The 22,150-nt window shown below is 55.4% G+C and carries 22 protein-coding genes; 6 read left to right on the forward strand and 16 right to left on the reverse strand.

All coding sequences use genetic code 11. The annotated features are described in order from the left end of the window. The first annotated feature begins 45 nt into the window (after nt 1-45). Nucleotides 46-1,872, forward strand: coding sequence for a DUF262 domain-containing protein (locus tag Q0D41_RS06985; protein ID WP_294377200.1), 1,827 nt, complete (start codon nt 46-48; stop codon nt 1,870-1,872). 217 nt (nt 1,873-2,089) lie between these two features. Continuing rightward, complete coding sequence (locus Q0D41_RS06990; protein WP_294377202.1) at nt 2,090-3,220, forward strand: AAA family ATPase; 1,131 nt, start codon at nt 2,090-2,092, stop codon at nt 3,218-3,220. Nucleotides 3,221-3,586: 366 nt separating this feature from the next. Here Q0D41_RS06990 and Q0D41_RS06995 read toward each other — a convergent pair whose 3' ends face one another. After that, nucleotides 3,587-4,117 carry an FAD-binding protein gene (locus Q0D41_RS06995; RefSeq protein WP_294377204.1) on the reverse strand — a complete coding sequence of 177 codons (531 nt, stop codon included), beginning with the start codon at nt 4,115-4,117 and terminating at the stop codon, nt 3,587-3,589. Nucleotides 4,118-4,233: 116 nt separating this feature from the next. Between Q0D41_RS06995 and Q0D41_RS07000 the strand changes: the two genes are divergently transcribed. The 3 genes from Q0D41_RS07000 (at nt 4,234) to Q0D41_RS07005 (ending at nt 5,815) form a co-directional block, all read left to right on the forward strand. Beyond that, the gene (locus Q0D41_RS07000; protein ID WP_294377332.1) at nt 4,234-4,797 is read left to right on the forward strand and encodes a TetR/AcrR family transcriptional regulator; all 564 of its coding nucleotides are present in this window, start codon (nt 4,234-4,236) and stop codon (nt 4,795-4,797) included. A 232-nt stretch (nt 4,798-5,029) separates the two neighbouring features. Next, complete coding sequence (locus tag Q0D41_RS10075; RefSeq protein WP_367113818.1) at nt 5,030-5,314, forward strand: serpin family protein; 285 nt, start codon at nt 5,030-5,032, stop codon at nt 5,312-5,314. Nucleotides 5,315-5,614: 300 nt separating this feature from the next. Further along, a complete protein-coding gene (locus Q0D41_RS07005) occupies nt 5,615-5,815 on the forward strand; it encodes a hypothetical protein (RefSeq protein ID WP_294377207.1) in 201 nt (66 codons plus the stop codon). A 171-nt stretch (nt 5,816-5,986) separates the two neighbouring features. On the opposite strand, the gene Q0D41_RS07010 is transcribed toward Q0D41_RS07005, so the two are convergent. The 14 genes from Q0D41_RS07010 to Q0D41_RS07070 form a co-directional block, all read right to left on the reverse strand. Next, complete coding sequence (locus tag Q0D41_RS07010; RefSeq protein WP_294377209.1) at nt 5,987-7,435, reverse strand: ATP-binding protein; 1,449 nt, start codon at nt 7,433-7,435, stop codon at nt 5,987-5,989. Between the two features lie 320 nt (nt 7,436-7,755). Further along, nucleotides 7,756-7,968 carry a hypothetical protein gene (locus Q0D41_RS07015; RefSeq protein WP_294377212.1) on the reverse strand — a complete coding sequence of 71 codons (213 nt, stop codon included), beginning with the start codon at nt 7,966-7,968 and terminating at the stop codon, nt 7,756-7,758. A gap of 216 nt (nt 7,969-8,184) precedes the next feature. Beyond that, nucleotides 8,185-9,024 (reverse strand): DmsC/YnfH family molybdoenzyme membrane anchor subunit, encoded by an 840-nt coding sequence (locus tag Q0D41_RS07020; protein ID WP_294377215.1) that lies wholly within the window; start codon nt 9,022-9,024, stop codon nt 8,185-8,187. Continuing rightward, nucleotides 9,000-9,602 (reverse strand): 4Fe-4S dicluster domain-containing protein, encoded by a 603-nt coding sequence (locus Q0D41_RS07025; protein WP_294377219.1) that lies wholly within the window; start codon nt 9,600-9,602, stop codon nt 9,000-9,002. Before Q0D41_RS07025 ends, Q0D41_RS07020 begins: the two co-directional genes overlap by 25 nt. A gap of 3 nt (nt 9,603-9,605) precedes the next feature. After that, nucleotides 9,606-11,966, reverse strand: coding sequence for a molybdopterin-dependent oxidoreductase (locus Q0D41_RS07030; protein WP_294377221.1), 2,361 nt, complete (start codon nt 11,964-11,966; stop codon nt 9,606-9,608). Between the two features lie 105 nt (nt 11,967-12,071). After that, on the reverse strand, nt 12,072-12,272 hold the full coding sequence (locus tag Q0D41_RS10080) for a 4Fe-4S binding protein (protein WP_367113819.1): 201 nt from the start codon (nt 12,270-12,272) through the stop codon (nt 12,072-12,074). Continuing rightward, nucleotides 12,269-13,273 carry a LysR family transcriptional regulator gene (locus tag Q0D41_RS07035; protein ID WP_294377224.1) on the reverse strand — a complete coding sequence of 335 codons (1,005 nt, stop codon included), beginning with the start codon at nt 13,271-13,273 and terminating at the stop codon, nt 12,269-12,271. Before Q0D41_RS07035 ends, Q0D41_RS10080 begins: the two co-directional genes overlap by 4 nt. A gap of 316 nt (nt 13,274-13,589) precedes the next feature. Continuing rightward, a complete protein-coding gene (locus Q0D41_RS07040) occupies nt 13,590-14,420 on the reverse strand; it encodes a DUF6994 family protein (RefSeq protein ID WP_294377226.1) in 831 nt (276 codons plus the stop codon). 80 nt (nt 14,421-14,500) lie between these two features. After that, nucleotides 14,501-15,271, reverse strand: coding sequence for a metallophosphoesterase (locus Q0D41_RS07045; protein WP_294377229.1), 771 nt, complete (start codon nt 15,269-15,271; stop codon nt 14,501-14,503). A gap of 158 nt (nt 15,272-15,429) precedes the next feature. Continuing rightward, nucleotides 15,430-15,870, reverse strand: coding sequence for a hypothetical protein (locus tag Q0D41_RS07050; RefSeq protein WP_294377231.1), 441 nt, complete (start codon nt 15,868-15,870; stop codon nt 15,430-15,432). A 98-nt stretch (nt 15,871-15,968) separates the two neighbouring features. After that, entirely contained in the window at nt 15,969-17,744 is a 1,776-nt protein-coding gene (locus tag Q0D41_RS07055; protein ID WP_294377234.1) for an ABC transporter ATP-binding protein, read from the reverse strand. Next, a complete protein-coding gene (locus Q0D41_RS07060; protein ID WP_294377237.1) occupies nt 17,741-18,271 on the reverse strand; it encodes a hypothetical protein in 531 nt (176 codons plus the stop codon). Before Q0D41_RS07060 ends, Q0D41_RS07055 begins: the two co-directional genes overlap by 4 nt. A 36-nt stretch (nt 18,272-18,307) precedes the next feature. Beyond that, nucleotides 18,308-18,574, reverse strand: coding sequence for a PqqD family protein (locus Q0D41_RS07065; RefSeq protein ID WP_294377239.1), 267 nt, complete (start codon nt 18,572-18,574; stop codon nt 18,308-18,310). Next, nucleotides 18,564-19,361: a hypothetical protein gene (locus Q0D41_RS07070; protein WP_294377244.1), complete on the reverse strand. Its 798-nt coding sequence runs from the start codon at nt 19,359-19,361 to the stop codon at nt 18,564-18,566. The genes Q0D41_RS07065 and Q0D41_RS07070 overlap by 11 nt, the downstream gene beginning before the upstream one ends. Before the next feature lie 212 nt (nt 19,362-19,573). Here Q0D41_RS07070 and Q0D41_RS07075 point away from each other — a divergent pair, with 212 nt between their 5' ends. After that, the gene (locus Q0D41_RS07075; protein ID WP_294377246.1) at nt 19,574-20,923 is read left to right on the forward strand and encodes a nucleotidyltransferase family protein; all 1,350 of its coding nucleotides are present in this window, start codon (nt 19,574-19,576) and stop codon (nt 20,921-20,923) included. Between the two features lie 402 nt (nt 20,924-21,325). Here the strand turns inward: Q0D41_RS07075 and Q0D41_RS07080 are convergent, their stop codons facing one another. Further along, the gene (locus Q0D41_RS07080; RefSeq protein ID WP_294377249.1) at nt 21,326-21,997 is read right to left on the reverse strand and encodes a hypothetical protein; all 672 of its coding nucleotides are present in this window, start codon (nt 21,995-21,997) and stop codon (nt 21,326-21,328) included. Nucleotides 21,998-22,150: the final 153 nt, after the last annotated feature.

The following is a 22,150-nucleotide window of genomic DNA, read 5'->3' on the forward strand; positions in this document are numbered from 1 at the left end:
TCATGAATAGTTTATCCGCTGGTGCCAAAAGAAAGGCTGAAACAAATGGCAAAGAATGCGCCAGCATCTCATGATGACGACATCAGCGAGCTGATTCACGATGTCTCAAAAGGACGTTACCAGCTCCCTGATTTTCAGCGCGATTGGACTTGGGACGACGACCGCATAAAAGGAATCATCGCGAGCTTAACTATGGCTTACCCCATGGGCGCGGTGATGTGCTTGGAAAATGGCGGAGACTTCAAGCTCAAGCGGCGCTGCTTTGCCGGGGTCGAAATCGATGCCGAAACGGTCGAGCCAGATAAACTTGTGCTCGATGGGCAGCAGCGTCTAATCTCCCTGTATCTTTCCCTATGCTGCAAGAAACCCGTTCATACCAAGAACGTCAGAGGCGACGAGCGTCTCCTGTTCTACTATGCGGACATTAGGGCGTGCCTCGACGACGGCGTTGATCGTGTCGATGCGATCGTCTCGGTGCCCGCGAACCGAATTGTTACACAGAATATCGGCAGAGACATCCTGCTTGACATCTCTACTCGTGAGAAAGAGATCGAGCAAATGATGTTTCCGCTGAATATCGCCTTCGATGCTAGCGAAAGACAATCTTGGTACAAAGGGATAGTGCGGACGTACGGTTTCGACAGTCCAGAGGAGTCGTTGTTCAACGAGTTCCAGCACGAGGTGCTCGATACCATCGAATCCTACCGACTTCCCGTTATAACGTTGAGCAAAGCGACGCCAAGGGAAGCCGTGTGCAGGGTTTTCGAGAACGTCAACACCGGCGGGGTGCCGCTCACTGTATTCGAGCTAGTAACAGCCTCCTTCGCGATGGATGGTTTCCGCTTGCGCGATGACTGGGAAAAGAGGTTGCGGCGCATAAAGGAAGACCAGAGGGTCGTTACCGACATTCTTGACAAGCTCGACGCGACCACTTTTCTCACCGCTGTGACGCTGTATGCGAGCTTCATGGCAAAGCAGGATGGAAAAGGTTTCGTCAGCTGCAAGAAGAAGGACGTGCTTGCTCTTGATCTCGATAGCTATAAGCTGTATGCCGACACAGTTCAAGAGGGGTTCGTTCTAGCTGCCGAATTCCTTATAGTCAATGAGCACATCTTCCGAGCTCGCGATTTGCCATATTCCACGCAGCTCATACCACTTGCATGTGCGTTTGCGCATGCGAAGAATTCTGGTCTTGCGAATAAACAGACAACCAAAGACGTTCTTCATCGTTGGCTATGGTGCGGCATCCTGGGCGAGATGTATGGCGGAGCAAATGAGACTCGCTACGCGAATGATATGGAAGACCTTGCTGCGGCGATTGACGGAAGCGGCTCTCAGATGCGCACTGTCAACGCTGCTTACTTCCAAACGCCGCGTTTGCTAGGGCTGCAGACAAGGAACAGCGCTGCCTATAAAGGAATCATGGCGCTTATCTACCGGAAGAATTGCAGGGATTTCATTTCTGGTCAACCGACTAACGCCTTTGAGGTCATGGCGAAACGACCCGACATTCACCACATTTTCCCCGAAGCGTATTGCATAAAGATGGGGCTCGACAGGACGCGATGGAATTCCATTGTAAATAAAACGCCGCTTTTGCCGTCGACGAATAGAACCATAGGCGGTAAGGCGCCGAGCGAATACTTTCAGCGAATCTGCAGGGAATGCCCGAATGCCTCCCGGGAGGAATTGGCATCCCGAATCGAATCGCACCTTGTTGAATTCGACTCCTTCATAAACAACGACTTCGACACTTACTTTACCGCAAGGGCCAGGGCTCTTCTTGACCTGATTGAAGATGCGATGGGCAAGCCTGTCTCAGACCGAACTTCAGATGAGGTGGTTGCAAAATTCGGTGCATCGCTTGAATGAATTCCAGAACAGCAGGAGCCCCTGGGGTTGGCGACGTAACCGGCCCAAAGAAACATTTGCATCCCAGAGCGCCAGGAACTCCGATGCCTGGATTCCTAATAAACCTAACGTAAACTGAAAAAGCTAACAAAAGCTGAAAAGACTAACACAAGCTAAAAAAGCTAACTGATGCTAATCAAAACGAAAGATGCTATGCTGTGACGAAAGAAGGCCGTCGATGGAGGCAGACATGACAAAGGATTTCGTCAATCCGTTTACTCCGGTAGTTGGCAAGGTCCCCTTGCATATAGCCGGACGCGAAGAAATCATTGCCGACGTTGAAGGTGCGCTTGCTGGTGCGGGCAACGATCCGGCAATCATCAGCCTTTTGGTCGGTCCACGTGGAATGGGTAAAACGGCCCTTTTGTCTCATTTCGCTGATACGGCCGAGTCGTCTGGTTGGGTCGCCGCTCGTGTGACGTGCGTCGCGGGAATGCTTGAAGACATTCTCATTAGAACGCAGCGAGCAACGCGACATTTGGTGGATATTGAGCCTGCCCGCAAAATCAAAGGTGCGGGGATTGCCGATCTCGTTTCATTCGAATTGGAGGATTCGCCTCGCGAACTATCGAATTGGCGCTCAAGAATGGACGATATCCTGGATGCTTTGGCCGAATGCGATACCGGTTTGCTGGTGACTATCGATGAGGTCAATCCGAGCGTTGACGAGATGGCGACACTTGTCGCGGCTTTTCAGCATTTTCTCGACGAAGGAAAAAAGGTCGCTCTTATTATGGCGGGTCTTCCATATGCGGTCACGTCGTTGCTTTCGGGCAAATCGACTTCGTTTTTGCGAAGGGCTGCACGATATGAACTTCAGGCGTTGAGCGATTATGAAGTTGAAGAGGCCTTGATGAGAACGATGCGAGACGGCGGCAAAAACTTTGAGCCCGATGCGCTCGAGGCCGCCGTCAACGCCGTTAAGGGCTTTCCCTTCATGCTTCAGCTTGTGGGTTATCGTGTGTGGCGCATGGCTGGCGATTCGGACACCGTCGATGTCTCAATTGTCAACGCCGCAGCAAGCGTCGCTCGTAAGGAATTGGATCAAAGGGTATACGAAGCGGTTTGGTTTGAGCTGAGCGAAGCCGACAAATCTTTTCTTTTAGCCATGGTGGAAGACCCCACAATAACGCGGCAAGCGGATTTGGCGGGAAGGCTCAATAAGCCGAGCGGGCATGTTTCGAGATACAAGAAGCGACTGATGCAGCAAGGGATTATTCAGGAGCGCTCAAGAGGCTTGCTCGAGTTCTGCTTGCCTGGATTCAAAGAATATTTTCAGGAGCGCATTGCGGAAGAACGGGATTTGTAGAAAGCGTTGTCTGGCCCAGGTCGGTTAGCATATACTCGCCGTCGATCCGCACGATGCAATCTGTTCATTCCTTCGGAATGAACACGATGCGGTACTTGTGCATCGTGTTCATGTGGGACAGGCTGTTCGCCTGGTTTGTCATGGTGGCCGTCTTTCCGGGCTGGTGCGTCCTGAACAAACGCATCTTACTCCGCTCGGCGGCCGCTCCCAAGGCAAGGGCGGAGCTTTCGACGCGCACCCGCATAGCGGGTGGTTTTTTGTGGGCGCGCGCAGCGCGTCCATAGGCTCATGAGCCTACAATAAGATACGGCGGCCCAGATGGCCGCCGTATCAATGGCTATATATGAAGAGCCGAGCTGCTGACGACTATTTCAATGTTTCAACTGCGTGCTCTGCTGCAAGGCGTCCCGAAGTTGCGCACCAGCCTTGCTGACCGCCTGACATAACGTCGACGTCGTAGTTTGCGCCATACATGCCGTTCGCGTCTCCGCCCGCCGCATAAAGACCGCCGATTGGCTCTCCTGCCTCATTCACAACTTGCATTTGCGAGTTCACTTTCAAACCGCCAACCGTTGTGAACAGCGTCGGGGTAACCTTGCCACCATAGAACGGGGCCTTTGAAATGGGCAGGAGCATGTCGGCACTCTTGCCGTACTCTTCATCCACGCCGTTTTCGCAGTACTTATTGTAATTATCAACGGTTTTTGCAAGCGCTTCCTTGTCCAGCCCGAGCTTCTCGGCGAGTTCTTCAATAGTGTCGGCTTTCACAAGTCCTTTTGCGCTCTCGATGCCATCTCGGCATTCGAATGGCCGCCCCGCAAATGCGCCAAGGTTTGGCATGGGCATCCAAGGCCCAACGGTTTCGATGTGATCGATGTACGCGTCATCGATAATCACGTAGTTGGAACCTTGAGATGAAAGGGCATTGCCTCAGCTCGTGAAGTCGGAAGTGAACGCTTCATTGAAATAGCGTTGTGCGTTTTCGTTCACATGCAGTGTTGGCTGCATAGTTTATTGACGAATATGGCCTCGAGGCTGTTTCTTTCAGGAAAATTAGCCAGGTGACCGGAATGGCGACAATGACTATCTGCAATCGCTTTGGCTCGAAGGAGAACCTGCTTAAGGCGGCTCTGGTGGTCATGCTTTCAGAAAACGAGCCGTCGTTTCATCCCAATGAGACGTGGGATGAAAGCTTGAAGCGCGTTGCCCACCATGTTCGCAACATGGCGCTTGCGCATCCGAAGGCCTACTGGCTTTTCTTGCAGGTTCCTCCATTTGAGTCTCCCGTAAAGGAGTACACCCAATCGGTTTTCGCGACGCACGAGGGCCAGAACCTACCGAAGACCATGCCCTATGATTTTTTGAGCGTTTTGCATTCTTTCCTGACGGGCTTTCAGATTGCTGAAGGGTATGCGAACAAAGCTCTTTCTTCGTACGAAGAATTGCCGGATGATCTCGAGGAATTTTCGAAGATGTTCAACGAGCGTGCGTTTAATCGCGACCTCGACATCATTGTTCAAGGCTTTTCGGCAATGTATGGACTTCCTCTTTCTGAAGATACGAGCGCTTCGGATTGATTTCCATGCGAAAACAAAGGTTGCTGTAAGGTTTGGTCTTATCCCGATGTTAGGGCCTTTGCGGTTCAATTTTTTTCGGGCAAGTGCTTCAGACGCTCGGACTTTCGGCACGGCGGTTGTGGCGAGATGGGCATAGATGCCTTACTCGGTATTCGCCTAGTAGCGTTTTTTGCTGCTGTGGTTCGGGCGTCCGGCGTTGCTAACGGCGCTCCGACGATCGTGACCTTGGGGCATGCTTCGTGCTCTGGGAATCGAGAAAGCGTTTTTGCCAGGAGCCGATTTCGGGAATATTACCGAAGCGGATGCTATGGTGAGCAGAGTTATCCAGGGGACCATGCTCAAGCTTGACCCCAACGGGGCGGAAGGCGCGGCATATACCATCTTTGCTGTGGAGGCGGGTTGCCCGCCCGAACCTATGCCAGAATCCGTGAGGGTTGTTTTCGATCGCCCGTTCGCGTTCGCCATTTTCTCGCATTCCGGTGCGCCGTTGTTTGTTGGGGCATACGTGGGTAATTAATCGAGACGTTGTCTTCCAGCGCATTAGTCGGTCTTTAATTCGATAATTACCGCCGACCTCGTGGTTGGCCAAGATGCCGCGCTCGCAGCTGCGCTTCGGCAGAACGAGTGAGATGTTGCCGAGGCACAAAACGCCGAAAACGGCGCCGAATGCCAGCAGTCGGGCGATGCACGCGTTGCAAAGGCCAGTGAGGCCGTAACGGTTGCTTCCGCCGACGAGTTGCCCACCACCATTGAGGCTGGAGCGACCGTAAAACTTGCAGCGAACATCAGCCTCTCCTCGGGACGGTAGATTGAGCTCGTGACCGGAACGCTCGATGGCCAAGGCCGCAGCGTTGAACTCAGCGACAAGGCGCTCGACAAAAACGTGATCGGCGTTGTACAGAATTTGGGTGTAGCGGGCCAAGCGACCATGGACGATTGCGAGGGCGCCCTTGCTATCATTTGCTCGGGTTCCGTGCAAATGTGCTGGTCGACGGCCGATTTTGCCTATGGCGGATAGATTGGCGGTAACGCTGCTTGATTCGACGCTTTTCTCGCGGTAAATACAACCTGCAAGGGACGCGAGGTCCCTTTGGGTATTTTGATTTACCTCCCGGGGATCCAGTATCCGTGTTTGGCGTGCGTCCAGCGCCCGACAAATCAATGCCTAGGGCAAATCCGATTGATTCGATTATGGCAAACGATATCTCTGATTCCGACTTCTTTCTGCACCGATTCTTTCCAGCTTTCTTTCATCCATGAGCTTCTTCAGGCGGTACGTAACGGTGCTCCTGGGGATATCTAAGCTCTCGGAAATCTCACCGGCGCTGCAGGGCGCATTTGCGGCAACAAATGCGATTATGTCGTCATAGGCTGATTCGATTGACGTATGGCTCTCGCGCCTGCGAAACTCAAGTGAGAACATTGCAATGGAGTCCTTGACAATTGGCGCCTCCATTCGATTGCGTCCCAACTCGAGCTTCATGAGCTTGAATCCCGTCCCTCTGTTCTCTGCGACAAACCCCCCTTCGTAGGGAGTGGATTCCAGAATGTCAGCGAGATATTGGTTTCTAGTCGAGGAATAGCCCGCCGTTGCAATCGTTGCGGTAGTTACTGTGCCGTAAAGACCGCCCGGGCTCAAGAATTCCAAGCGATCGCTATAAAGGTTCACCTGGACCTGAGTGCCGCGCGCAAGCTCGGAGTAATCCCTGTGCATAAGGGCATTGCAGACCGCTTCGCGCACCGCCGCAGGCGGGTAATCGGGAACGTCGACCCTCTTCGCTCCGACCATGGCGCCGCCAAGCCTGGTGTTTCTTCGGACGGCAGCAACGGTATCGGCGATAATGGCCGGTATGGGGCCCGCCATCTTTTCGGTGTCGAGGTACTTTACGCCGCCTGCGGATGCCTTATCTTCCTCAGGGTACGCCGCAAACGTGACGGTAAGGCGTGGGAAGTACTTCTGGGGATACGCGCCCAAGGCGAGAAGGCCCGCCAAAGTGGGTCGGAGGATGCCGTCGGCATCCCTTGCCGCTATTCTCAGGTTGATTGCGATTTCCTCGTCGCTGAAGCTCGCGAACAATCTCGGATGGAGCGATTTCTGTCGCTGGATTACGTCGTCAAGTAGGTTCTTGTTCAAGTCATCCATCGTCGACTTTGCCACGATTTCGGCATCGTACGACGGCTGAGTCTTGTCTTCAAGCAGCCTGTCGATTTCGTAAGGGCTCAATTTCCTGTCCCCGTCGAATGAACGGATGAAGGACCCCCTGTACATTCCCTTGCTGGTGACGTAGCAGGGCTTATCGCGAGGCAGGATCTCATCGATAGAGGCAACGACGACATTGGCGTCGCCATGTTCTAGGATGTCGATATCGGCGCGAACGGGCGGGGTAAGTTTGTCGGAGCATGCCTGCGAGAGAGCATCGGCAATGCGTCGGGCGTCAAAACCCTTCGCCGGCTCAAAATCGTTTTCTTCGGACAGCCCTAGTATAATTGTGCCGCCCGATCCATTCGCAAACGCAGAGATCGTTTCGGCGATAGTTGACGGCATTTTCCCGACAGATTCCTTCACCTCAATCGATTGATTATCGGTATGCGATGATTTCAACTGCTGAATCGCGGCTTCGAGTTCTTTGTCGTTCATGTCGGAATCTCGTTTCTCGCAACTTGCTAACTTTTTGACAAGTTTAGCAAGTTAGTTGATAAGTTAGCAAGTTGTTTAGCAAGTTAGCAAATTTTGGATTGCTCTAACGGATGGCTTGAGTCCGAGGATGGCTTTGAAATCCATCTGATCGAGGGATTTACACCTTGTTTCGGTCATTCAAATTGATAAAGAGTCTAGCATTGTGGACCGAACAAGGGACCTCGCGAGCCCTTGGCTCCTCAGGTGGCAGAATCCATGTAGCAGGAAGGGCTTTCGATTTTAGGCCAATGCAAGAAAAGCATTATGCCCGTCAAAACAGGCTACAGCGCCAGTTGCTTTCTGAGGTTTTGCATCGTGATCATATGGAGTTCATCACTGTACTTAACCAGTAGGGTTTCGGCATCCTTATAGCCGTTTACTATCGAATAGTAGTTTTCACGTAGCAGAATGGTGGAGGCTTCCTCGCCGATGCGCATGCCCCTGGTTTCCAGGACATGGATTTGCTCGGCGATGGTTTTGAATTCCTTCAACATGCCTCCCTATAAAATCAGAGGGCCGCTGGTTGCCCAACGACCCTCCTTTGTCCCTGCCTCACGTAGAGTCCACAAGGACTGTTTCACTGAAAATATCATAAACCAAGTACTCATTGTGATTGGTGACAATTCAGCGAAAATCCGAAAGACCTCCAAGTGCATCCAAGGGGTTAATTTGCAAATTCGTCTGAACGCTTAGCTTTCTTTTTGCACAGCCTACATGTCTAAATTCAAGTCGTCTGCATACATGGGGAACATCCTCACTTTGTGGGCGCCCTTGAAGAACAGCGCGGTCCATAGCGCCACCGAAATAACGTAGAGCGCCCATGCGACGCATGCCAACATCGCCGATGGTATGGTAATGCATGAGGCTGCCAAAATGAGCGCTGCAACGGTGAGCGCCATCCAGCCCAGTGCATAGGGGCGGTACGGCTGCTTCATCGCGTCGTACGCCACGCCATAGCCCACATGCTTCATCCTCGAAACATAGGCCGTTTGCACTGCTGCCGCCGCTATTGTCGCCACAAGTGCGCATGCGAGGATTTTGTCGGCTGCCGCATCCCCTTCTAGCAGCGCGAGAGTATATGCCCCCATGAATCCTGCCGCTACGGCGGTTAGCAAGAACAGCGCGAATACAAGCTTTGTACTCCAGGCTGGTCGCGATTTCATCTGATATGCGAGCCCCGTGCATACGAGAAATGCGAGCGCCAAAACGGAAGCGATACACAGAAGCACCGTGCTGGCCGCGCCAGCGTTGAATGCGATTCCATCAAGGCCCGCAGCGATCAGAGCCACGCCAAGAAACGGCGTGATGATGCCCTCTTGCGTGAGGTGCGATTTTGGGTTCGAGAACGCGTTGAAAAATCTCGACGGGCGTTGTAGATGGAACACCGAGGCAATGCCGCCTGCGCATAAGAGCGCCAGGGTGATGAGACATGCGATATTCGAGGGAAGTTGTGAACCCAATACCGCATTGGCGAATACCACGCACAGCAAAAGCCCTAATCCAGCGCGTTGGCATGCCGTCGATATCACGAGAGGCCAATGGACTTGCATAGTGTCTCAGCTCCTTTCCGGGGAACGAGATAGATCACCTTTGGGTCATTCCCGAATTCGGGATGCACGCGGAACACGCGGTCGGCGTTTTCGGCGAGCACCTTTGAGATGCGGGAATCGGGGTCGTTCATGTCGCCGGCAACGCGTGCACCCGTAGTGCAGGTATAGCAGCACAGCGGCTGTTCGGCGGCGTCGAGCTTGTCGACGCACAGCGTGCATTTCTCGACGACCTTCGTATTGGGGTTCAGCGTGCGCGCCTCATACGGGCATGCCCATACGCAATATTGGCAGCCGAAGCAGCGATTCGCGTCGACGAGTACCACGCCTTCGTCGGTTTTGAATGTCGCCTTTGTGGGACACACGTCTATACAGCTCGGGTTTTCGCAGTGCATGCACCCGTTGGGAAAGTAAAACAACTCGAGAGCATCGGGCCATTGCCCTATGGGGCCCATTCGGTATACACGTGTGCGGAAAACGCCCAAATCCACGTCGTTTTCCATTTTGCAGGCCACGGAGCAAGCCTGGCAGCCTGAGCATTTATCGAGGTCTATGACCATTCCGTATTTCTTCTCGGCCACGGCTCAATCACCTTCCTTGCTCGAGGGGTTGGCCTTTTTGACGATGCGGACAAGCGTCGAGCGCAGGCCCGGCGTCATGTATTCGTTGCTGTAGTACTTGCTCGAGGTGAGTACGTTTGCATTGCACATGTCGTTTGGGTAGTCTTCCTTGTCGAGCGCTTTGCATCCTTGCCACCAGCCATGCGGAATCACGCATATGCGCGGGTCGAGGCCGACCGTGGGGCGTGCTTTCATCACGATGCGCCCTGTTGGGCTTTCCACGAAACACCAGTCTCCATACGCAATGCCCAGCTCATCGGCCACGCTCTGGTGGAACATGACCTGCGGATCGGGAACGATTTCGCGCAGTTGGGGAATGCCCCGGTACGCCGAGTGGTAATAGACTGGATAGCGGCGCCCCGTGACAGCGGTCAGCGGGTATTCTTCGGCAATTTCCGGCGTGGTGTACACGCTTTGTTTCGGCTCGCTCGCGCTGGGGAACGGGTTCAGCCCGCTCATGAGGCCGACTGTGAAATACAGCTCAGCGCGGCCCGTACCCGTGGGTGCTGCAATGCCGTTTTGTTCGTAGTCGCGGCTCGGCATCTGGGGCACGTGGTGGATCCATTGCTTCTTGAGCTCGTTCCATGTGATGCCCGCATGGGTCTGCTCAAGCTGCCATTCGAACAGCTCGTCATCGGTTTCCCATGGCCACCAATCGGGGTGCAGGCGTCGGCCCAGTGTGCGCCAGAACCACACGTCGCTTCGACGCTCATAGAGCGGTTCGACGGCATGTTGCTGGGCGAATACCCACTCGCTGCACACCTCGTCGGCCAGGTAGTCGCGCTCGGCCCAATGCGTCGAAGGCAGCACCAAATCGGCTAGCTGTGCGGTGGGTGACATGTAGTAATCCATTGTGCAGAGCAAATCGAGGTTCATCAGACCCTCGCGCACCTTCTTGGTATCCTCCGACCACGACAGCGGGTTTCCCTGTACGTGAATATAGCCTTTGATTGGGTAAGGCTTGCCGGTTTTCATTGCCTCGAAGCACATAGCGGTGTTCGACGAGCCGTTGAATGTGCCCGCTGCGCGTTCGTCTTTCAGTCGTTTCTCTTCGTGCGTCTCGGGGTTGGCGCCCGAGAGGGTGAACATCTGATTCCAGAACGGCATGGAAAGGTTGCCGCCCTTTTTCTCAAGGTTTCCGCAGATGGCGATGATGATATTGATGAGTTGGATGGAATCGCGGCAATTCGTCTGTTCTTCGATGCCTTGGAAGACCTCGATGCATGCGCTGGGGGCTGTTGCATAGGTACGTGCGCTTTCGCGAATCACCTCTGCGGGACACCAGCATTTTTCGGCAGCCGCCTCGGGCGTCCACTCATCGGCAATTTCCTTCAGGCCAATCCAGACGGTTTTTACAGGTATCGGATTGCCGTCGGCCCCGGTTACGGTGCCACGGTATTCCAGCTCAACTTCATCGGTGCGCTCCTGCAGCGGGTGCAGCTGGCCATCTTTGCCCATGAACAGCATGACTTGCTGGTTGCCGCCTTCTTTTACCAGTGACTCATTGAGCGGAGCGTTCACGCCTTCGATGATGAGCATGGGCGCATTGGTGAACTTCTTCGTGAAATAATCGTCGTAGAGGCCCTCGTTCATAATCACGTTGAGCCATGCCATCGCCAAATAGGTGTCGGATCCTGGGCGAAGGCCCACGAAATGATCGGCTTTTGCCGCAAGCGGGTGCTCGAAGAATGGGTCGATGACGATGAGCTTGGCGCCGCGGTCGCGCGAGCGACCGACTTGGCCCGACGTATACGTGGCTTCGGTCCACATAGTGTTGCAGCCCCACATCACGATGCAGTCGGAACTGTCGAAGTCGACACCATCGAATATGGGGAACATGCCGAATTGCAGAATGGACTGCACCATCATAGGCACCAGGCAGATGTTGCCTGGCGACAGCGAGTGGTTCACTGCGCCGCCGGCATTCGACGAACGGCTCGTCCACTGATTGGTGCCGCGGCCTGTGCCTTGGCCATACGCAACGGCTTCGGCTCCGTATTCGTCGCAGATTTCTTCGATGCGTTGCGCAAGCCATTCGATGGCCTCGTCCCAGGTGATGCGCTCCCACTGACCTGCGCCGCGCGGCGTACCGGCTTTGCGCCGCAACGGATAACGCAGCCTGTCGGGGTCATAGAGTATCTTCGGCGCGGCGAGGCCCTTTGCGCACATGCGGCCTTGGCTGCGCGGATCTTCCGGGTTGCCCTTGACCCCTACGAGCTTTCCGTTCTTGTCTACCTCGCATAAGACTCCGCATTTCGCATGGCATTCGAAGCAGTTAGTCTTCACGATTTTGCCGCCATCGGGCAGCTGTACGACAGACGACACGTTTCCCCCTTTCGCCTGTTTTCCTTGCCATCGATTGTGGCGGTGCTTGCCATGCTCGGCAAACAGGGAAACGGGGTTGGCGGCACAAGGAAATGTTGTTAAGGATTAGTTGAGCCAGATGCCGTGCTTCAGGGAAATTGCGCGAAGTTTGCATGCGGAAGCACACGATCCGCATGCATCGCATAGGTCGTAGTTGATTTGGGCATTCTCCATGTCGATTTTGATAGCTCCGCGCGGACATGCCTTTGCGCACGCGCCGCATCTACAGCATGCCGCAGTGTTAATTGCGTAGCGTCGCGTTTTCATGGATGGCTCCGATTCCAGTTATAGCCGAATGCGTCGCCTGTAAGCGACCCATATCGTTCCTGGTAAGGGGCGCATGCCATTGCAAGGTACTTTCGCAGAAAGTTCGCGAATTGCGCTTCGGGCGTGTCGGGCGCGACGTTTCCCAGAAAACCTATCGAGAAGTACACGCTGTCTTTAATGGGAACGAACGCGGTCGAGCCATGCTGGCGCTGCAGATAGCTTGAGAAAGAGTCGCTGAACGTGACGGCGCCGTCTCGCTCCATGGCGCGCGCGAGCATGCTCGTGTTGGTCGTATTTTGCTGGATGTTGGGTTCGAGCCCGTTGAAGAGCTTGCCCACCACTTTATTGAGGAAGGGCTCGCTGTAGAACACGATAGGGTATTTGCACAGCTCATCGCGCGTAATTGAATCCTTGCTCGCCAACGCGCAGCTTGTCGAGCATGCTGCCATAAGCTCAGAATTCACGAGGGGCTCGAACTCGTGGTTCATGCGGCTAATCGTTTTGTCCATGCCCGGCATGCAGCAGATGATTGCGAGTGGCTGGCGTCCTTGCTGTGTCGCGCGACGTGCCGATGGGTATCCCTCAGCGAAATCGTCGACAATACGGAAGAGATCGCGTTCGGTGACGCGCAGTCGCGTTCCGGGCGTTGTCGCTTCGTAATCGAGGAACAATTCTTCGAGTGCTGCCGAGGCAAACGGCGTGGTAAGGATCTCGACGGTATGGAGGTTTTGCGTCGTTGCTTCCATGGGCGCCGACGCGATTGCCAGCATGCGCCGGTGGGAATCGATGATGCGTTGGGCCTCCGAGGCAATTGCCCTCCCCCGCTCGGTGAGCTCGAGTTTGGGGCCGCCGCGTGTGAATAGGGGCGTGCCGAGCTCTTTCTCAAGTGCTTTAAGGGCCGAGGACACACCCTGCTGCGATATGAAATGCTGTTTAGCGGTACGAGAAACCGAGCCGTGTTCGGCGACGGATAAAAACAACTCAAGTGATTCGATGCGCATGCGGCCCCCTTGATTTTCGCCTCATAGCATAGCATGTGGGCTCTCGGCTGCGTTGGGTATCTCCTTCGGTACGGGCTGTGGTTTGCCTTTGCTTGTGCACGCCCGTCAAAAAACTTTTCGTTTGCCCGCTCGCGTTCGATGTTTTCTTTCGCGGTAGGTTTAGGAACCGGGTGTAATGCCCGACGATAGCTTTTTGGTCGCGTTCTATGAAAATGCCCTGGGGTTCGCGGAAAACAATCTGTCTCGAGAAGATCTTAATGCGCGCCCCTTTTCGAGAATCCCGATTTGCTGCGCAACGTCGATCCGAAAGAGGCGCTTAGGCGGAATGCATCTCCTGGTTCCTCTTTTTAATCGCTTCGTTGACGTTTTCGGCATATTCTTCGTAGTTCTTTGGCTTCAGGGGGTACAGAGGCGCGAACATTTCAACTTCGCCCTCTTCCGTTACGAACGAGCCTGTGAGTATCTGTCTTTTGCAGAAGCCTCTGAAGTCACCAAAATATGCGAAATCTTCGGCATAGTATTGAAGCGAATCGAAGATGCGCATCAAATTCGCTTTCACTTTTTCGAATTGTCCATCATCGAAAAAGAGCTTCGACGCCTCTCGTACAAACGCCGATGCGCCGCGCTGGTGATTGGTCGATGAAACTTCGGGACAGGCATAGAATGTTTTCAAGCACAGTAAGGTTACATCAATCCTGTCGTAAACGCCCCTTTCCCCACCACGGGCCTGGTTGAGCGTTTCATGGAATCCGCCGCTGTTTCCTCGCGGGAACAGGACATGGCCCCCGAGCTTTCGACTTTCTTTAAGGAACTCGCGAATGCGGGAGTCTGCCTCTGGGGCGTCAATTCCGTGTTCTGAATAGTAATCTTTAAGCCAGTGCACGCTCGGGCCAAGGTAGTCTACGGAGAGCAGAATCTTTTGGCTGCCTGATAGCACCTCGATGTCTCGGAAGGGTCTACTTTGGGAGGGGTTGCGCCCATAATTCTTTTCGGCGGAAACCCGCGCTTCATTCGTCTGGGGTCCCCAAAAAGCCTCTACCAAGCCTTCTTTGAGGATTATCGATTCGGAATCGGGGTCGGGGCGATTGTCGAGATCGTAGTTTGCCGTGGCCAAATCGTGCAGGTAATTGAATTCAAGAGAATGCATTGAGCCCTCCATTTGTCTATACATTCATGGTCTCGATTGCTGCCGAGGCGCGGTGGTCCGCTTGAAGGCTGTCCACGGCGCTAAAGACGCCTTTTGCGCGGCCACAGCTCCCAGTACTCCTCTGTGCTTTCGTCGTAGGCAAACACGGGGATCTGCCCCGTTTTCATGACGGCGCCGTCGATATAGAAATGCGACGCGCCGTCGTGCCACACGCCTTCGTAGCCCGCAATGCCCGAGACAGTTTCGGTGGCGATGTGCCCGCTTATGATGTCGAGCGCGAATTTTTGCCCCACGAATTCCGGCTGCATAGTCGTGAAGGCCTCCTCAAATGTGCCTATTCGCCACAAATCGCCCGCGTCTTCGTCGATTCCAGCATGCACGAAGACCTGCTTGTATGGCGTTTCGTAGTAATATGAAAGTTTCCGTATCCAGGAAAGCACATCGGCGTGGTTCGTTTTCATGCAATCGACGACGAATCGGTAGGCTTCTTCGAACTTTCTACGCGCGAGCAGGCGTTTTACCTGGCTAAACGCATCTTCCTCAAGAAAGCTTTTTGCAGTTGCGAGGTTGGAATCAGCAAGAATCCAACCTTGAGTAAACGCCGGGTCGCCGACCATGGCGCAGTATTCCAACAGCATTTCCTCGTGGTTGCCTCTTAGTGCGATTACCTGACCAGGATAAACGCGCTGGAGCTCCATGATTTTTTGGTAGACCTCAAGGCTCGCCGGGCCCCGGTCGCAGTAATCGCCGCACAGGATAAGCGTCGAATGCCCATCCGACAGGTCGACGAAGGAAAGCGATTTTTCGAAGGCGTCGATGCAGCCATGGATGTCGCTCATTGCATAAATCATAGGCGGGCTCTTCCTAGGTTGTAGCCGTTTGCAATGGGGCGGTTTTCCCAATAAGGTACGCGGGCGTGCTCCCGCCATTAATAATACGGGAGTACACCCGCCCTGTCAATGAGAAATAGAGGCTAGGGCCTTTTGTCTCCATAAGCTTTTCTTTTTAGTTATGCCAGGCGGTTGAAGACACCGCTGAAGCAGTCGCGTTCGTGGTGTTCGATGGCGTACAGTGCGCGCAGCACGGCCCGTAGGGCAAAATTGGTGTACACCATGCGCACGCCCGGGAAATCGAGCTTTGCGAGCGCGGCGCGAAAGGCTTCGAGCTTCAAGAAGAACGCTTCGGATCCAAACAAAGAGGCTTCGTAGCGTGTGGCGCCGTCGAAAGAAGCAGGAACGTCGAATACGGCGAGTGGCATGCCTATAAGCGCGTAAAAGTTGATTTTGCCGTATTCCTCTTCGAATGAATCAACGCGTTCGAGCGCATATTCGATGCAGGCGGTAAAAGAAGGCATGTTGGAGATGCCGTCCCTTACGCAGCATTTCGCGGCAAAGGGAACAAGGATGGCGACCTCTCGGGCGCATTTCACGTTCTTCTTTTGCAGGGCCATGCGTTTCCCCTTAAGCGATATAGGTTCGATGCGGAATAGCGTCCTAAGTATGCGGGTGTTCGCCCGCTTTTGCAAACGGCTTTTCAAGCAGCGAGGCCCTAGCGCACCTCATTCATCACGCCATTTTCTACACGAAGGCGCATGGTCGCGAATTCGCGAGCTTTTGCGCGATGCGCGGCAACGAAAACCGTCTTGTCGGGTAGAGCGGCAATATTGGCAAGCACTGCGGCTTCGGTTGCATCATCGAGTGCGCTTGTAACCTCATCGAGCACCATGACGGGCGCGCCGGAACATATTGCGCGCGCAATGGCCAAGCGTTGCAGCTGACCTTGGGAAAGCCCCTGCCCATGCTCGCCGATCATCGTGTCGAGCTCCAAGGGAAGCTCTTTTACGAAGTTCCATGCGCACGCCGCTTTGCAGGCGCGTTCGATTTGGTCGTCGCTCGCGTCGGAAGCTGCGAAGGCCACATTTTCGCGCACCGTTCCCGCGAATAGGAAGTTGTCCTGCGGCACGTAGGCGAACACCCCGGGCGGAACTTGGGATGCGGCGCACGATGCGACATTTCCGTCGCGAGCAAGCTCGTATGCGAACCCTTCGGCGTCATAGGCGCCGAGCACCAACTTGAACAACGTAGATTTGCCCGAACCAGAAGGCCCTTCCACAACCACGAAGGATCCCTTGGGAACAAAGGCGTCCACGCAGGTCAAGCTAACGTCATTGTCTTCAAGAAAAGCTTCCGCCGCCTGGGTCGAAGCGTCATTCCCTGAAGCACATGTCGCTTCGCTTTCCGCTTCGTCTTCTCCTTCGCTGTAGGAAAACGCCACGTTTTTTATGCTCACGCCCGTAAGGCGCTCGTAGAATTCCGTCGCGGTTAAGGGCAGGCGATTTTCCGAATGCGGCAGTTCCGTAACTTCCATTAGGCGTTCCGTCGATGCAAGCGTTTGATAGAGCTGCGGCAGCAGGCCCGACAAGTTCGAAACCGGAGCCTGGATGCGCGCGACCAGCTGCAGCACCGCCATAAGCGTGCCGTAGCTCATGGTGCCGTGCAAAAGCTCGAACGCGCACCACGTGAGCGCCACGGCGTACAGCGCGTTGAAGAAGAACGAGAAGCTGGCGTTGGCGGCAATAGAGTATCCACGACGGCGCATTTGGGCGGTGAAGTGGTCCTCCTGCAGCTTGTCGGCGCGCTCGCTCGTGGCGGGCTGAGCGCCAAACGAACGGATGACCAGCTGATGCTCGAGCGCCTCTTGCAGGAATACGCGCACGGCGCCTTCTTTTTCTTGCACGGTTTTGTGCAGCGCTTTCAATCGGCCGCGCAGCGTGCGCGCCAGTACGAACGAAACCAATGCCGCCGCCGCAAACAGCGCAACCATGGGCGGGCTGATGAGCGCGAGCACCGCAATGGCGAACACGAGCTGCATGATCATGGATACGAAGTTCGGGATGATGGTCGCTACGCCGTTCGATACGACCTGGACGTCGGAAAACATGCGATTGGACAGTTCGCCGGAATGGAAGCGCAGAACGTTGCGGTAATGCGCGGAGAAAATGCTGTCGAGCATCGATTTGCGCAAGTCGAGGGCGAAGCGCGCGCGAATGCGTTCTTGCATACTGTTGATGGCGAGGCGCAAGAAAAGTTGCGCAACAATAACGCCCGCAAGAAGCGCCACGCTTGTCAACAGGCCGTGCGTGTTGCCGGCGACTGCCTGGTCGATAACGGCGCGACATGCCAGCGCAAAGCTTACGAGCACCGCCGCTTGCAACGTGCACAGCGCAGAAAGCGCAACGATGCCGCCGTGCAGTTCCTTTGACTGCGCAAACAGCCACGCGTAAGTGGCGTTATCGCGTTCGCGCGACTCCTTGCTGCGCGTCATTTCCGCCCCGTTTCGCGCGCATTGTCGCGCTTGAGCAGACCGCACGCTGAAAGAGCACGCTTGGCGGCTCGCCTTGCGGCGGCGTTTGCACCCTTGCATGCCTTTCGTGTCGGGAACAGGGCCACCCAGAGCTTTGCATACGCATGGTATGCGCGCGAGGTCTCGCAATCGACGCGGCGGCCATCGCGATAAAAGCCGCTCAGCACGCCCAGCACGTCTTCGCGTGGGATGTATTCCAAAGCGATGCAATTATCGCCGCAGATCACGTAGCCTTTTTTGGAGCCATGCTCATAATGCCCCACAACGCGATGCAGCACGTATTTTTCCCCGCGGCGATAGAGCGCCACGTCGTAGCGGCGCAGCTCGCCTTTGGCCGGCACGACCATCATCACGTCGTGGCGGTTGCGAAGCATTGGCCACATGGAAATACCTGCAGGAGGCCCCATATAGAAGCCCTCGGTCGCCAAAACTTCTTCGATTGTGCGTGGTTTTCCTGCCGCAGAGGATATGTCTTTTTCGTTCGTCATGAATCCGATGCCATTGGGCGCCTCGCTACCAGGCGACTACTCGTCCAGCAGGTCAGCGGCGCGCAGCTTGTCCAGAAATGCCGCGACATCGGCGTGCGCCGTATCGTCGGAAACGGCATATTCAGCTTGTAGGGCTTGAAACAGCGCGTCTTCCGTAGTGTTCGCGCCGAGCTTTTCCCAAAGAAACGCGCCGGTGCCATTCAGACGAATCATACAATGACGCTCCATGCTGGCCTCGCCTACCGGCACCACAACGTGCTGGCTGCCAACTTTATTCACAATGAAGCCGTCTTTAATTTTCATGCTGGTGTCTTTCGTCTCGGCGCAATCGTTCGTTTTCATTATTGCACAGCGTCATCTCGAATGCCGCTTCAAAGGCAGCGGGGGTCGGTGTGCAGCGCAGTACGTAGAATGCGACGCTGGTCAGGAGTTTGTCTAGCAAATCAAGCTGCCGGGCGGCCAAAAGCGGGTCTTTCGGCATGAGGATTTGGTTCATGATGCGAGAGACGATTTCCCCATCGTCGTTCAGGCGGGTTAGATGGTCGGCCTCGCCCTGCTCGCAACGTTCGATGAAGCAAACGGCACGAAGGGGAACGCTCGTGTTGCGCCCCCAGTTTTCCTTGCCGTTGTATGGGGTGCCGTATGCAATAAATGAACCCGATGCGTCCTCGTTGCCAGCGCCTTCCCCGCTTTGCCATCGCAGAATGGGCTTATCGCCGTTCACCACCGTTACGCGCTCGCCTAGCGCGCGCATCCACTGCGCGATGTGCGTGCTTTTGCCCGTGCCACTTTTCGCCGTGAACGCGAAGCCTTGCCCCGCATACGAGATGATCGCCGCATGGAACAGGAACGCGTCGAAATCGAGCATTCGCGTACAAATCTTGCGGTAGAGTGCTAACGATTCGCAATATGCGGGCGAAAATGAGCCCGCTTCGTCATTCTCGGCTGCGATTTCATCGGGCGTTGCCGCTACCGAAAAATCGCACCCATCGGGAGAGGCGTCGACAATGTAGTTCGCACAAAGCCGTTCGGTGAACGCGTAGCGGTTCTCGATGGTGATAAGAACCTCGGCAATTTGGACGCAGAACATAGGCTTTGCTCCTTGGGGGGGACGGCAAGCGTGATATGGCGGCGGCATTCATGGCGTTGCGTTTATTGCACCGTTTTCAGGCATTTTGCGCGGCGCGACCGTCGTTGTTTTATTATAAAGCGCGCTGAACGTGCGCGCGCTTGGCCGTCAAGCACGCAAGCGATTTCCACTGTTGTCACGCATGCTGCAACGAGCAGCGAGAGGAAGTGCCCGTGGAGCTTTCCGCTGCCGAAGAGTACGCAATCAAGATTATCGCCGCCGAGGGCGGCATGCAGCGTCCTGCAGGCGAAATGCCGGCTGCGGTTTCAGCTGCGCACGAGAGCGATTCTGCGCTCGAATTGGAGCCTGGTTTTGCGTTGGGGCCTGAACACGAACCCGCCCCGGCGTCAATGTTCGATTCTGCGCCCACGATAGCGTGCGCTGCCGAACCCGCTCTTGCGATTCCCGATGATTTGTGGCCGGCCGTGCGCGCCGAACTGATGGCGCAATCGGTTATTGGCTATCCGGCGCATGCGGTTGAATCCCTTGCACTTAAGCCCGCCGACCAGACTGAATACCTTGCGCTTGCTGGGAAAAACCTGTCGAACTGGTACAGCCTCATGATGGCGCAAGATAGCGTGCTTGCGGAATTTCGCGCGGCGGATATTCCTGTTGTCGCGCTGAAGGGAGCTGCGGCCGCAGCGCATTATCCGCAGCCAAACAGCCGCAGCATGGGCGATATCGACCTTATTGTGCCGCCCGATTATTTCGATCGGGCGTTTTCGCTCATGGAGCGCTTGGGCTGGGAAAACGATATTGAACTTGAAATCAATCCGCGCCATGCCGGTTTCAAGAAGGTGGGCTGTCCCGAAGTTGAGCTGCATCGCTTTTTCAGCACGTGCGCCAACAAGCGGCAGGCTGAGTTCCTTGACCAGGCCATATATGATGCCATTCCGCATGCGACGTTGGTCGATGTCGCGGGTTTCAAGGTGCCTGTTTTGCCGCCGCTCGAAAACGGCCTGGTGCTACTTGCACATGTTAATCAGCACTTATGCTCGGGCCTGGGGCTTCGTCAGATTCTTGATTGGCAGATGTTCGTTGCGGCACACCTCACCAATGAGTTTTGGGAAAGCGGTTTTCAGCATGCAGCACAGCAGATCGGCATGGAGAAGCTGGCCGTTACAGCAACGTCGCTTTGCCGTACGTATCTGGGGCTGCAGACGTCGGCAACGTGGTTTGATGATGCTGATGCGCAGCTTGCTGATGACTTATTGCTCTACATCATGCAAAAAGGAAACATGGGCCGCAAGGTGGAACGCGGCGCGCGCTCGACTCGCACCGTGTTGCATAACTTCCGCAATCCCGTAGCCCTGGTGCGCTACTTGTATGAGGGCGGGCGCGTGCACTGGGCACCGGCGCGCAAGCACGCGTGGCTTGCCCCGGCTGCGTGCTTCTACCAGGTGGGGCGCATTATTCGCAAGGGTCTCGCGCGCAACGCGAGCATGAGTGAGCTCGTCACCGACGCGCGCGGTGCTCAAGAAGATATCGACCTGCTCAAACGCCTTGAGGTCACCAGGATGTAGGAAGGCGAAGGCCAGGGAAAGTTCTTTACGTTGAATAGGGAATACCCGGCGACGACTGCAAAATCGACCCTCCAGTGGCTTTTCCGTATCGGTTTCAGCTTTGTTCCGCGAATGCAAATCCGGTTTTACGGTTGAACTGTTTAATATAAAGAGCTGGTTTTCCGCTGAAATATTTGCTCGATGTGCGCAGGTTTTACCGTGGCTTGCTTGCCCATTGCTGGCGCGCGGGTGCCTTTCCATAGTGTCAGGTCGGAAGTGTGCGGCCTTCAGCTTCAGAAGATGAGAAGGCCCGCGCCACCAGGCGCGGGCCTTGCCTTGCCGATGAGGGAGACGGGTTCTCGGCTGCGCCTGCGGCGGCCGGAAGCACGTCGAACCAGAACCGGCGTCCCGAGCCGATGCTCCTTAGCGGTTTCTCTTTCGCCATAGCCATAAGCAGGCGGCGGCACATGCTGCCACAACAACGATGCCAAGAGTCATCCAAAACCAGGGGAAGCTTGCGCCCTGCTCTTGCTCGGTCGAGCTGTCCAGCTGGGAAACCTGCTCGCTGCCCGACTCAGAAGCGGCATTGGCGGGGTCCGCCGCGTCGCCGTCAGTGTTGGATGCGGCACCAGCGGCCGCAGCGGCGGCACTGCCTGAAGTAGCTGAGCCATCCGCGTCGACGGTGGCCTCGTCGATACCGGTCGACGAATCAGAGCCGCCAACCGAGCCGCTTCCAGTGGAATCGCCTTCACCGATCGATGTACCGCCGCCGACGACGTTGGACTGGTAGTTCACCGTAATGCCAGCAGCAAAGGCCCCTTCTTCCACAGTAGTAATGGTGTCCGGCAGGTTCACCTTTTTGACGTTGTCGTTGTGAGCAAACGCACCTGCGGCGATGGTGTTCACAGGAGTGCCAGCAATACTGGCGGGCACGGTAACTTCAGCTTCCTTGCCGAAATAGTCGGTGATAGTGATGGACTCATCCGCGATGGTATAGTTCAGCGCACCCTCGGTGTAGACGGTGTCCGCAAACGCCGGAACCGCCACAGCCAGCGCCATGAGCAGCGACAGCAGCGCGGGGATGAGTTTTTTCATAAGTCGCTCCCTTGATTTAAGCGCAGGGGCGTAGCCCACGCGGGCTACGCCCCTGTTTTAGGTTAGGGTTGGAGATGAGCGAATCAGCCGAGGATATCTGGCGTGTCAATCTCATCCGGACCAGACGCCGTGATGACGTCCTCGCCGTCAATC

The organism is uncultured Slackia sp. (genome assembly GCF_934630525.1).
Taxonomy (GTDB): Bacteria; Actinomycetota; Coriobacteriia; order Coriobacteriales; family Eggerthellaceae; genus Slackia.